Source organism: Streptomyces sp. EDA2-14, from assembly GCF_054963755.1.
Genome location: NZ_JBUEGE010000001.1, coordinates 703,613 through 715,958, shown reverse-complemented (window position 1 = coordinate 715,958; position 12,346 = coordinate 703,613). Strand labels below are relative to the sequence as shown.

General features: G+C 67.6%; 12 protein-coding genes. 3 read left to right on the top strand and 9 right to left on the bottom strand.

Features of this window, described 5'->3' with window-relative positions:
• Positions 1 to 128: 128 nt before the first annotated feature.
• A complete protein-coding gene (locus ACY34M_RS03125) occupies positions 129 to 1,013 on the top strand; it encodes a TerD family protein (protein ID WP_462717475.1) in 885 nt (294 codons plus the stop codon).
• On the opposite strand, the gene ACY34M_RS03120 is transcribed toward ACY34M_RS03125, so the two are convergent.
• The 6 genes from ACY34M_RS03120 to ACY34M_RS03095 form a co-directional block, all read right to left on the bottom strand.
• Positions 1,000 to 1,743, bottom strand: coding sequence for a TerD family protein (locus tag ACY34M_RS03120; RefSeq protein ID WP_462717474.1), 744 nt, complete (start codon positions 1,741 to 1,743; stop codon positions 1,000 to 1,002). The genes ACY34M_RS03125 and ACY34M_RS03120 overlap by 14 nt on opposite strands.
• A 114-nt stretch (positions 1,744 to 1,857) precedes the next feature.
• Positions 1,858 to 3,003 carry a DUF475 domain-containing protein gene (locus ACY34M_RS03115; RefSeq protein ID WP_462717473.1) on the bottom strand — a complete coding sequence of 382 codons (1,146 nt, stop codon included), beginning with the start codon at positions 3,001 to 3,003 and terminating at the stop codon, positions 1,858 to 1,860.
• Between the two features lie 70 nt (positions 3,004 to 3,073).
• Positions 3,074 to 3,649 carry a TerD family protein gene (locus ACY34M_RS03110; RefSeq protein WP_462717472.1) on the bottom strand — a complete coding sequence of 192 codons (576 nt, stop codon included), beginning with the start codon at positions 3,647 to 3,649 and terminating at the stop codon, positions 3,074 to 3,076.
• 98 nt (positions 3,650 to 3,747) lie between these two features.
• Positions 3,748 to 4,323, bottom strand: coding sequence for a TerD family protein (locus tag ACY34M_RS03105; RefSeq protein ID WP_462717471.1), 576 nt, complete (start codon positions 4,321 to 4,323; stop codon positions 3,748 to 3,750).
• Between the two features lie 133 nt (positions 4,324 to 4,456).
• Positions 4,457 to 4,915 (bottom strand): peroxiredoxin, encoded by a 459-nt coding sequence (locus ACY34M_RS03100; RefSeq protein ID WP_266720040.1) that lies wholly within the window; start codon positions 4,913 to 4,915, stop codon positions 4,457 to 4,459.
• Between the two features lie 176 nt (positions 4,916 to 5,091).
• The gene (locus ACY34M_RS03095) at positions 5,092 to 5,523 is read right to left on the bottom strand and encodes a DUF3052 domain-containing protein (RefSeq protein WP_462717470.1); all 432 of its coding nucleotides are present in this window, start codon (positions 5,521 to 5,523) and stop codon (positions 5,092 to 5,094) included.
• Between the two features lie 432 nt (positions 5,524 to 5,955).
• On the opposite strand from ACY34M_RS03095, the gene aceE reads away from it, so the two are divergent.
• Positions 5,956 to 8,703: a pyruvate dehydrogenase (acetyl-transferring), homodimeric type gene (gene aceE / locus ACY34M_RS03090; RefSeq protein WP_462717469.1), complete on the top strand. Its 2,748-nt coding sequence runs from the start codon at positions 5,956 to 5,958 to the stop codon at positions 8,701 to 8,703.
• Positions 8,704 to 8,796: 93 nt separating this feature from the next.
• On the opposite strand, the gene ACY34M_RS03085 is transcribed toward aceE, so the two are convergent.
• The 3 genes from ACY34M_RS03085 to ACY34M_RS03075 form a co-directional block, all read right to left on the bottom strand.
• Positions 8,797 to 9,105, bottom strand: a complete 309-nt coding sequence (locus ACY34M_RS03085) for a small hydrophobic protein (protein WP_462717468.1) — start codon at positions 9,103 to 9,105, stop codon at positions 8,797 to 8,799.
• A 129-nt stretch (positions 9,106 to 9,234) separates the two neighbouring features.
• The gene (locus ACY34M_RS03080) at positions 9,235 to 9,603 is read right to left on the bottom strand and encodes a peptidase inhibitor family I36 protein (protein ID WP_462724106.1); all 369 of its coding nucleotides are present in this window, start codon (positions 9,601 to 9,603) and stop codon (positions 9,235 to 9,237) included.
• Between the two features lie 204 nt (positions 9,604 to 9,807).
• Positions 9,808 to 11,418, bottom strand: a complete 1,611-nt coding sequence (locus ACY34M_RS03075; RefSeq protein ID WP_462717466.1) for an MFS transporter — start codon at positions 11,416 to 11,418, stop codon at positions 9,808 to 9,810.
• A gap of 110 nt (positions 11,419 to 11,528) precedes the next feature.
• Between ACY34M_RS03075 and ACY34M_RS03070 the strand changes: the two genes are divergently transcribed.
• Entirely contained in the window at positions 11,529 to 12,170 is a 642-nt protein-coding gene (locus ACY34M_RS03070) for a TetR/AcrR family transcriptional regulator (protein ID WP_462717465.1), read from the top strand.
• The last annotated feature ends 176 nt before the right edge of the window (positions 12,171 to 12,346 follow it).

Below are 12,346 nucleotides of genomic sequence, written 5' to 3'. Positions count from 1 at the left end.
TCTGGTAACCGGCGAGTGTCCTGCGCCGCTTTCCGGCCGGGCGCGGAGCGGGCCGTTCCAGCGCACAGAGATGTCGATCTTTGCACCCCGCGTTGTGGCGGCCAGGAGCGGGGAGGCAGGATGACCGCATGACGCACGCGATGCTCAAGGGGGCGAACGTCCCGCTCGAAGCCACGGCGGTGCGCGCCGTGCTCCACTGGTCGCCGGGGCAGGGCGTGCCGACCGTCGACGCCTCGGCGCTGCTGCTCACGGCGGAGGGACGCGTCCGCTCCGACGAGGACTTCGTCTTCTACAACCAGCCGCGCCACCCCTCGGGGAAGGTCTCGCGGCTCGGCCAGAAGCGCGTCGCCGACGGCATGACGGACACCGTCCAGGCGGACCTCGCGGGCGTCCCCGCGGACATCGCCCGGATCCTCGTGACGGGCTCCACCGACCCGGAGGGCAGCCCGTTCGAGTCCGTGCGCTCGCTGCGGCTCTCCCTGTACGACGCCGGCGCCGAGGCCGCCGAGCCGATCGCGTACTTCGACATCAAGCCGGAGACCGGCGCCGAGACCGCGCTGATCTGCGGTGAGCTGTACCGGCGCGGTGACGGCTGGCGGCTGCGCGCCGTCGGCGAGGGGTACTCCGACGGACTGGTGGGCCTCGCCACGGACTTCGGCATCTCGGTCGACGAATCCGCCGAGCCCGACGCCGCGTCCGCCGCTCCCTCCGCGCCTTCCGCGGGCCCCGCGTCTTCCGCCCCTCCCGTGACTCCCGCGCCTTCGGCGGACCCCACGCCCGCCACGGAGCGCGTACCCGCGCCCGTCGCGGCGCCCGGCCCGATGCCCGAGGCGGCGCCGGTCCCGGCGACGTCGTTCCCGCTGCCGCCCCAGCAGCCGCCCGCGTACGGCTATCCGCCCGCGGCCGCCACCCAGCAGCAGCCGCCCGCGTACGGGTACCCGCAGCCGGTGTCGGCGTGGCCCGACCCGGCCTTCAAACTCCCGCCGCAGGGGCCCCAGTTCATCGGCCAGTGACGGACTTGTAGCCCCGGCCCCACTGCAGGCCCCAGCCGTACAGCCGGTCGAGCTCCGCCTGGAACCCGTACACGAAGCGCACCTCGCGCCGCACGACGAGGTCGCCCTTCACGTTCTCGATGGAGATCACGGCGCACGAACGGGCCTGTGGTGCCCGCTCGTCGAGGCTGATCTCGATCCGGGGGCCGTTGCTCGGGTACAGCGTCACATGGGCGTGCGTACGGTCGAACGCCGGCGTCTGGTCGTAGATGTAGACGAACACCAGCAGCCGCTTGATGGAGTCGCGGTAGTCGAGATTGACGTAGATCGTCTCGCCGGACGCCGAGCCGAACCGGTCGTCACCGCTGAGCTTGACGTACGGCGCCTCGTTGAGCGCCCCGAAGAAGCTGCCCAGCGGCTGTACGACACCCTTCTCGCCGTCCTTCAGCTCGTACAGGCAGCCGAGGTCGAGGTCCACATTGACCATCGACTGGGTGTGGGCCTGCACCACATCGGGCTTGAACATGCTGAACGGATGCCGCGTCAGGCTGTTCCGCTTCGGACCGCCGATGTCCGAAGTCCGCATCCGCCACGACAGGTTGATCCGGAGATTGCCGGTGGCCGCGCCCTGTTTGGAGAGCGAGACGACCGGATGTCGCTTCGTGAGTTCGATGGCGTTGGTCGCCGCACTGCCCGAATCGAACTCGAACTGCGCGGAGTTGCCGCGCCATAGCCTGTCCCAGAAGGACATACCGCCCCCAAATGCCGCCGTACATGCCGACGGGGCGGCCGCTGAGGACTCGTCCTCGTACAACCGCCCCGCTCACAGCGTTCCAGGAATGACCCATGGGTCAAACCCGGGAAGTCAGACTCCTGATGACACCTCGGCCTTGTCCGAACTCCCGGCTCCGCCCTCGGCAGCCGCGATGCGCCGATTGCGCCGCACCGAGGAGAAGAACGACAGGGCGATCAGGACGACGCCGATCAGGCCGGTGATGACCTCGTTGATCTCGTACTGGATGGTGACCAGAAGGATCACGGCGAGGGCGCCGATCGCGTAGTGCGCGCCGTGCTCCAGGTACACGTAGTCGTCCAGGGTGCCCTGGCGGACCAGGTAGACCGTGAGCGAACGGACGTACATGGCGCCGATACCGAGGCCGAGCGCCATCATCACGATGTCGTTCGTGATGGCGAAGGCGCCGATCACGCCGTCGAAGGAGAACGACGCGTCCAGGACCTCCAGGTAGAGGAACATGAAGAACGCGGCCTTGCCGGCCAGCAGCATCGCCGACTTCGGCTTGCCCTCGCGCTTGGCCTGCTCCTCGGCCTCCTGCTCACGCTCCTCCTCTTCCTCGAGGCGGTTCTCGAAGAAGCTGGAGAGGCCCCCGACGACGAGGTACGTGATCAGACCCCCGACACCGGCGAGCAGCACGGTCGCCTGCTTGTCGACGTGTGCGCCGCCGTGCTGGTGCGCGTTGACCGCGACGGTCATGGAGGCGACGAGCAGCACGATCAGGGCGATGCAGACCGACAGCATGTCGACCTTGCCGAGCTTGGCCAGCGGCCGCTCCAGCCAGCCGAGCCACTTGATGTCGCGCTCCTCGAAGATGAAGTCGAGGAAGATCATGAACAGGAACATGCCGCCGAAGGCGGCGATGGACGGGTGCGCGTCCGTGACCAGCTGCTGATAGCGGTCGGGCTGGTTGAACGCGAGGTCGACCGCCTCGATCGGGCCCATTTTGGCGCTGATGGCGACGATCACGACGGGGAAGACGAGCCGCATACCGAAGACGGCGATCAGCACACCGATCGTGAGGAAGATCTTCTGCCAGAAGGCATTCATCTTCTTCAGGACCCCGGCGTTGACCACCGCGTTGTCGAACGACAGCGAGATTTCGAGGATCGCGAGGATCGCGACGACCCCGAAGGCCTCCCAGCCGCCGTAGAACACCGCGGCGATCAGGCCGAGCACGGTGATCGCGAACGACCAGCCGAAGGTTTTCAGAACCACTGGCTACCCCATCATGTGAACGGGTTTCCCCGTGCTGGCTGTACGGGGCTCCCCCGCTCCGCGCACGGCTTTACGAAACATTGACCCCGAAGTCTAGAGCGATGCCCCGGAGCCCGGACGCGTACCCCTGGCCGACTGCCCGGAACTTCCACTCTCCCCCGTATCGGTACACCTCGCCAAAGATCATGGCGGTTTCGGTGGAGGCGTCCTCGGAGAGGTCGTAACGGGCGAGCTCCTGGCCGTCCGCCTGGTTCACGACGCGGATGAACGCGTTGCTGACCTGGCCGAAGGTCTGTCCCCGGTTGTCCGCGTCATGGATGGAGACGGGGAAAATGATCTTGTCGCAGACGGTCGGCACCTTGGAGAGGTCGACCAGGATCGACTCGTCGTCGCCCTCGCCCTCACCGGTGAGGTTGTCCCCCGTGTGTTCGACGGAGCCGTCGGGGCTCGTGAGCTGGTTGTAGAAGATGAACCACTCGTCGCCCATGACCCGGCCGCCGCTGCACAGCAGTGCGCTGGCGTCGAGGTCGAAGTCGGCTCCGGTGGTGGAGCGCGCGTCCCATCCAAGGCCCACCAGTACCTGCGTGAGGTTCGGTGCGGCCTTGGAGAGGGAGACGTTGCCTCCCTTGGCGAGTGTGACGCCCATGATCGTGATCCTCCCCGAGGTGTGCTGGTGCCATCGCGTCCGGCGCCGCACTGCGGGAGTGCGGCGCCGGACGGACGAACGTGCTGCGGTGCTTCGGCTCAGACGTTGACGCCGAAGTCCTGCGCGATGCCGCGCAGGCCCGACGCGTAGCCCTGACCGACAGCGCGGAACTTCCACTCCGCCCCGTTGCGGTACAGCTCACCGAAGACCATCGCGGTCTCGGTGGAGGCGTCCTCGGAGAGGTCGTAACGGGCGATCTCGGTGCCGCCCGTCTGGTTCACGACGCGGATGAACGCGTTGCGCACCTGACCGAAGGACTGCTGACGGCTCTCGGCGTCGTAGATCGACACCGGGAACACGATCTTGTCGACGTCGGCGGGGACCGCCGCGAGGTCGACCTTGACCTGCTCGTCGTCGCCCTCGCCCTCACCGGTGGTGTTGTCACCGGTGTGCTCGACCGATCCGTCCGCGCTCTTCAGATTGTTGAAGAACACGAAGTCCTGGTCGTTGCGGACCTTGCCCTCGGCGTTGGTCAGAATGGCGCTGGCGTCGAGGTCGAAGTCCGTGCCCGTGGTGGTACGGACGTCCCACCCGAGGCCCACGACGACCGCCGTGAGGCCAGGGGCCTCCTTGCTCAGCGATACGTTGCCGCCCTTGCTGAGGCTGACTCCCACGAATCCTCCCTATGGTCTCTAGGGGCGGGGAGCCCCCGTACTGCTCTGGTATCGGATCAACGTCTGGATCCTAGTAAGGGGTTCCCGCCCCCGGCGAGGGATCCAGCAGGGTGTCGCCCTTCGGCAGGGCGTCCTACAGCGCGTCGATCGCCTTGACGTACTCGTTCAGGTCACGGGCGTCCGGCAGGCCGTTGACGACGGTCCAGCGGACCACGCCCTCCTTGTCGATGATGAAGGTGCCGCGCACCGCGCAGCCCTTCTCCTCGTCGAAGACGCCGTACGCGCGCGAGGCCTCGCCGTGCGGCCAGAAGTCGCTCAGGAGCGGGTACTCCAGGCCCTCCTGCTCGGCGAAGACGCGCAGCGAGAACGGGGAGTCGTTCGACACGGCGAGCAGCTGCACGTCGTCGTTGACGAACTTCGGCAACTCGTCGCGCAGCGCGCACAGTTCCCCGGTGCACACCCCGGTGAAGGCGAACGGGTAGAAGAGCAGCACCACGTTCTTCTCGCCCCGGAAGTCCGAGAGCTTCACGGTCTCGCCGTGCTGGTTCTTGAGCTCGATCTCCGGAGCCTTGGTGCCGGCCTCGATCGCCATGGTGAAGCTTCCCTTCGGTGGGGCTGTTCGGGTGGCTTCAGCCTAGTTGGCCACGTAAGGGCGGTGCCGCGCAGGTGGCGGCCTGCCCGCGGGTCGCACGCGTGAGGGCCCCCACGGGCGCGGTGGTGCACCTGTGGGGGCCCTCACGACGGTCCTCGTCGTCCCGGCCGGGACTGCTATCGCTTCTTGGCGGCCGCCTTGGGCGTGGCCAGACGGCTGGCGGTCCAGTCCTTACCGGCGCTGACGCTCTTGCTCGCGGTCAGGCCGGCCGTGGTGGCGGCCTCGCCGATCTCGCTGGCCTCGACGTAGCCGTCGCGTCCGGTCTTCGGCGTCAGCAGCAGAATGGAGCCGCCTTCCTCCATGTAAGCGATGGCGTCCACCAGCGCATCAGTAAGGTCCCCGTCGTCATCACGGAACCAGAGCACCACGGCGTCGGCCACGTCGTCGTAGTCCTCGTCGACGAGCTCGGAGCCGATGGCCGCCTCGATGGTCTCTCGGAGCTCCTGATCGACGTCGTCGTCGTAGCCGATCTCCTGGACCACCTGGTCGGGCTGGAAACCAAGCCTGACGGCAAGGTTCGTTTCCGCGTGGTCCGCGGTCGCGCTCACGGATTGCCTCCTGATCGTGTTTACGAAGTTGTCTACAGCCTCGCGTACGCGCGAAGCATTGGCCGTAGTCCACACGTGCGCGACGGATCGCGCAAGTACCCGGCCGTCAAGACCGCCGAAACGGTGACTTTCCAGGCCGTGTCACCGCAACTCCTGTCAAGGATCCCCGCTGGCCAGTGATGTATGCCACAGCGTTCTGCCAGTTTTGCCCGTCACTGCCCGAGCACCCAGCGCTACCGGCGCCCACCACCCCCACGGAACACCTGAGCGAATTCGGCGTATCGTGGCGATTTGAGCGCAACGGCTGGAGGGATGCGGCCCGGGCCTCGAATTACCTCGCGGTAGAGATGACGATTCCGATTTCGAGGTACACGATGGACAACGGCGCACCCGACAGTGGAACAGTGGCATCACCGACAGTGAAGGAACAGCGTGGTTTCCGGATCCGATCGCAACCCGATCATCATTGGCGGTCTCCCCAGCCAGGTCCCGGACTTCGATCCAGAAGAGACCCAGGAGTGGCTCGACTCCCTTGACGCCGCAATCGACGAGCGCGGCCGCGAGCGGGCCCGGTACCTGATGCTCCGGCTCATCGAGCGGGCCCGCGAGAAGCGCGTGGCCGTGCCCGAGATGCGCAGCACGGACTACATCAACACGATCGCCACCAAGGACGAACCGTTCTTCCCCGGCAACGAGGACATCGAGCGCAAGGTCCTCAATGCGACGCGGTGGAACGCGGCGGTGATGGTGTCCCGCGCCCAGCGGCCCGGTATCGGCGTCGGCGGCCACATCGCCACCTTCGCCTCCTCCGCGTCGCTGTACGACGTGGGCTTCAACCACTTCTTCCGCGGCAAGGACGAGGGCGACGGCGGTGACCAGGTCTTCTTCCAGGGCCACGCCTCCCCCGGCATCTATGCCCGCGCGTATCTCCTCGACCGGCTCAGCGAGGACCAGCTCGACGGCTTCCGCCAGGAGAAGTCGAAGTCGCCCAACGGTCTGTCCTCGTACCCGCACCCGCGCCTCATGCCGGACTTCTGGGAGTTCCCCACCGTCTCCATGGGCCTCGGCCCGCTCGGCGCGATCTTCCAGGCGCGGATGAACCGCTACATGGAGGCCCGCGGCATCGCCGACACCTCCAAGTCGCAGGTGTGGGCCTTCCTCGGCGACGGCGAGATGGACGAGCCCGAGTCCCTCGGCCAGCTCTCCATCGCGGCCCGCGAGGGCCTCGACAACCTCACCTTCGTCGTCAACTGCAACCTCCAGCGCCTCGACGGCCCGGTGCGCGGCAACGGCAAGATCATCCAGGAGCTCGAGTCCCAGTTCCGCGGCGCCGGCTGGAACGTCATCAAACTGGTCTGGGACCGCAGTTGGGACCCGCTGCTCGCGCGCGACCGCGACGGCGTCCTGGTCAACCGGCTGAACACGACGCCCGACGGCCAGTTCCAGACGTACGCCACGGAGACCGGCGACTACATCCGCGAGCACTTCTTCGGCGACGACCACCGCCTGCGCGCGATGGTCGAGAACATGACCGACAAGGAGATCCAGCACCTGGGTCGCGGCGGTCACGACCACAAGAAGATCTTCGCCGCGTTCACGGCCGCCAAGGAGCACAAGGGCCAGCCGACGGTCATCCTGGCGCAGACGGTCAAGGGCTGGACCCTCGGCCCGAACTTCGAGGGCCGCAACGCCACGCACCAGATGAAGAAGCTGACGGTCGACGACCTCAAGGGCTTCCGCGACCGGCTGCACATCCCGATCACCGACGCCCAGCTGGAGAGCGGCGCCCCGCCGTACTACCACCCCGGCCGGGACTCCGAGGAGATCCAGTACATGCACGACCGCCGCAAGGGTCTCGACGGGTACGTCCCGACCCGCGTCGTGCGCGCGAAGCCCCTTCAGCTCCCGGACGACAAGGCGTACGCGGGCGTCAAGAAGGGCTCCGGGCAGCAGTCGATCGCCACCACGATGGCCTTCGTCCGGCTGCTCAAGGACCTGATGCGGGACAAGGAGATCGGCAAGCGCTTCGTGCTGATCGCCCCCGACGAGTACCGCACCTTCGGAATGGACTCCTTCTTCCCGAGTGCGAAGATCTACAACCCGCTCGGCCAGCAGTACGAGTCCGTGGACCGTGAACTCCTGCTCGCCTACAAGGAGTCGCCGACCGGCCAGATGCTGCACGACGGCATCTCGGAGGCCGGCTGCACGGCGTCCCTGATCGCCGCCGGCTCGGCCTACGCGACCCACGGCGAACCGCTGATCCCGGTCTACGTCTTCTACTCGATGTTCGGTTTCCAGCGCACCGGCGACCAGTTCTGGCAGATGGGCGACCAGCTGGCGCGCGGCTTCGTCCTCGGTGCGACCGCCGGCCGCACGACGCTGACCGGTGAGGGCCTCCAGCACGCGGACGGGCACTCGCAGCTGCTCGCCTCGACCAACCCCGCCTGCGTCGCCTACGACCCGGCGTACGCCTACGAGATCGCGCACATCGTCAAGGACGGCCTGCGCCGGATGTACGGCCCGACCGCCGACGGCCAGGCGGGCGAGGACGTCTTCTACTACCTCACCGTCTACAACGAGCCGATCCAGCACCCCGCCGAACCGGCCGATGTCGACGTCGAGGGCATCATCAAGGGCATCCACCGCATCAGCACCGGGACGTCGGGCTCGATCCCCGCCCAGATCCTGGCGTCGGGCGTCGGTGTCCCGTGGGCGATGGAGGCGCAGCAGATCCTCGCCGACGAGTGGAACGTGCGGGCCGACGTCTGGTCCGCGACGTCGTGGAACGAACTGCGGCGCGAGGCAGTGGAGGTGGAGCGCCACAACCTGCTGCACCCGGAAGAGGAGCAGCGCACGCCCTACGTGACACAGAAGCTGTCCGGCGCCGAGGGGCCGTTCGTCGCGGTCTCCGACTGGATGCGCTCGGTCCCCGACCAGATCGCGCGCTGGGTGCCCGGCACGTACCAGTCGCTGGGTGCGGACGGTTTCGGTTTCGCGGACACCCGGGGCGCCGCGCGGCGTTTCTTCCACATCGACGCCCAATCGGTCGTGGTCGGGGTGCTCACGGAGCTTGCGCGGGAGGGCAAGGTCGACCGGTCGGTCCTCAAGCAGGCGATCGACCGCTACCAGCTGCTGGACGTCTCGGCCGCCGATCCCGGTGCGGCCGGGGGCGACGCCTGACGGATGTGAGGTCCGGGCGGAGGGCGGCGAGGTCTCGACCTCGCCGCCCTCCGTCGTGGGAATCGACCGCTCGGACCGGTCAGCGACTCATGCTCAGAGCAGTCCACCCGCGGCGGAGCCGATCGACGTGGTCAGCCACACGATCGCGAGCAGAGTGTCGATCGCGCCGAGCACGACCGCGACCAGTGCCGGCACCGACTGCGTACCGGTCCAGCGACGGCCCATGGCCAGCCAGCCGCAGATGACGGCGACCGGCCCCAGCACGAACCCCAGGGCGAAGAACCCGGCGATCGCGCAGACGAGCCCGATGATTCCGAGCGACGCGCGGTCCGGCCCGGTCCGTGACCAGGAGTGGCCACGTGAGCGGGGGTGCTTGCGCGTGGTGTGTCCGAAGCCGGCCATCATCACTCCCTGAGTTGTTCCGGACTCGGGCGATGCTTCGGGTACCCCGCACGCAGCGGTCAATCGCGCACGGTGCTCTGTTTCCCTCCCGGAACTCTGCCTCCGCAGGTCGCCGTCCTCCCCGGGCCGCTATCTCTCCCAGACCTTGAACGCCCGGGCCCGGTAAGGAGATTCGGGCTCCCACGTCCCACTGCCGGGATACGTCTGGAACTCGCCGGTCTCGCCGCAGTGCGCGGACTGATAGGTGGTGACGGGGCGGCCGGTGCGATTGGCGAGGGAGGCCGCGCTGCTCCCCTCCGGCAGCGCGACGCAGCTCTCGATGTCGATGTCGGCCAACTCGTAGGCGTGACGGGCTCCCTTGAACCCGGTCTTGCTCCAGAGGCACAACTCGCCGGCCGAACAGCCGCCGAGCGTCGGTGGCGCCGCCGCGGTGGCGATGCCTGGCGCGAGTGCCATCGCGGCGAGTGCGGTCGCGGCGGCAGCCGTGGTCATGTACATACGCATGTGTTTCAACCCCCGTGTCATGTCGACCAGTTGCGTTCGTGACCGGTCGCTCGACAGACACTTTGGCCCGGAGGATCCGGTTCCGGAAAGGTCTGACGAGGGACGTCACCCGGATAAGCGAAAGCCCCCGGAGAGTTCCCGGGGGCTTCCCTCGCACGGGCGGTTTGGACGCCTGCGCACGACCAAGTACGGCGGCGGTCAGATGTGGGCCGCGCCCGCTCCGGCCTCCGCGTTCTCCCCCTTCTTGGTCAGCAGGGCGACGAGGACGGCGACGACGGCGACACCCGCGGCGACCAGGCAGGCCATGCTCATGCCGGAGATGAAGGTGTCCTGCGCGACGCCCGTGATCTTCTCGGCGAGCGGCGCCGGGGTACCGGGCGGCACCGGGGCGACACCGACCTGGACCGCCTCCGACACCTGGCCCAGCTGCCCGTGCGCGAGCGGCGGGAGCCCGGCCTCCTTCCAGTTCCCCGGGAGATCGGTGTCGACCTTCGATGCCATGACGGCGCCCAGCACCGCGGTGCCGAGGCTGCCGCCGATCTGCATCGCGGCCTGCTGGAGTCCGCCCGCCACTCCGGAGAGCTCCAGCGGGGCGTTGCCGACGATGACCTCCGTCGCGCCCACCATCACGGGCGCGAGGCCGAGGCCCAGCAGGGCGAACCAGACGGACATGATCCCGCTGCCGGTTCCCGGCTCCAGCGTGGACATCCCGTACATGGCGGCGGCGGTGAGGATCATGCCGCCGGCGAGCGGGACCCGGGGCCCGAACTTCGTGATCATCGCCCCCGCCAGCGGGGAGCCGACGATCATCATGCCGGTCAGCGGCAGCAGGTGCATGCCGCTCTCGACGGGGCTCATGCCGTGCACGTTCTGGAGGTAGAACGTGACGAAGAACAGGCCGCCCATGAACGCGATGGCCATGAGCACCATCAGGACCACACCGGCCGACAACGGCACGGAACGGAACAGGGCGAGCGGGATCAGCGGTTCGGCGACGCGGTTCTCCCAGAACGCGAACACCGCGAAGCACAGCACCGAAGCGGCGATGAACGTCCAGGTCATGCCGTCGCCCCAGCCCCACGTGGGTGCCTTGATGAGCGCCCAGACCAGGCAGAACATGGCGGCGGACAGCAGCACGATGCCGAGCACGTCGAAGGACCGCGGCGCGTTCTCGGCGCGGTGGTCCAGGAGGATGAAGAGCCCCAGGGCAAGAGCGAGCACGCCGATGGGGACGTTGATGAAGAAGACCGACTGCCAGCTGACGTGCTCGACGAGCAGCCCGCCGACGATCGGACCGCCCGCGGTCGAGGCACCGATGACCATGCCCCAGATGCCGATCGCCATGTTCAGCTTCTCGGCGGGGAACGTGGCGCGCAGCAGGCCGAGCGCGGCCGGCATGAGCAGCGCCCCGAACAGTCCCTGGAACACGCGGAAGGTGATCACGAGCGCGATGCTGTCGGACAGGCCGATGGCCGCCGACGCGGCGGCGAACCCGACGACTCCGATGAGGAACGTCTGCCGGTGGCCGAACCGGTCGCCGAGCTTGCCCGCGGTGATCAGCGTGACCGCGAGGGCGAGGAAGTAGCCGTTGGTGATCCACTGGACGTCGGCGAAGGTCGCACCGAGGTCCTTCTTAATAGTCGGGTTGGCGATGGCGACGATGGTGCCGTCGAGGGCGACCATCATGACGCCGATCGCGACGGAGAAAAGTGTCAGCCAGGGGTGACCGCGCAACCCCTTGGCCGGTGCCGCGACAGGCTCGGGCTCCGGAACCCGATCCGCCTTGTCGACAGTGGTCTGACTAGTCATACGTTCGAGGCTAGTGACAGCTACTGACAGTTGACGAACCATTTCACGAGTCAGTAACTGTCACGTCGCTCACACTAAGGTGAGCTGCACAAACGACGTGAAAGAGGGCCATGACGGATCGAATCAACCTGCGTGAACTCAAGAAGCAACGCACACGAAACTCCTTGTTGCGCACCGCACTTGAGCTCTTCACCACTCAGGGGTTCGACCGGACGACGGTCGACGAGATCGCCGAGGCCTGCGAGGTGTCCCAGCGCACCTTCTTCCGGTATTTCGCGAACAAGGAGGAGGTCGCGCTCGCGGTGCAGCAGACGGTGGAGGAACGCTTCGTCGCCGCACTGCGTGAACGCCCCCTGGAGGAGAGCCCATTCGAGGCACTGCGACGGACCGTACTCGGCACCTGGGACGCGATGAGTCGCGTCGTGGAGGAGTTCATCCCGCTCGAACTCCACATGCGCACCTATCAGATGATCGAATCCACCCCCTCCCTGCTCGCCGTTCACCTGCGCCGCTCCATCGAATTGGAGGAGGAACTCGCGCGCGTGGTCGCCGACCGCGAAGGACTCGACGTGAACAGCGATCCGCGCCCGCGTGTCGCCGTGGCCGCGTTCGGTGGCGTCATGCGAATGACCGGACGCCTGTGGGGTGCGGGAGAGGACGTGAGCATCGAGTCGATCCGCGTACTCACCGAGTCGTATCTCGACCATTTGAGACCTTCACTGGCCGGCCAATGGCGCCACGACCAGGAATGAAAGGCCTCGGCGGCACCTCGGCGCCACGAAGTGAGGTGGGTCGCACTCCCGCGCGCGGGGGCGCTTTTCGCCCTCACCCAGCGTGAAGCCATCACTGCAACTGCGTCCGGTTTTACCCAAATACACCACGTGAAACGTGATCCGGCTCACCTCATTCACGGTGCCCGACGCGCTTC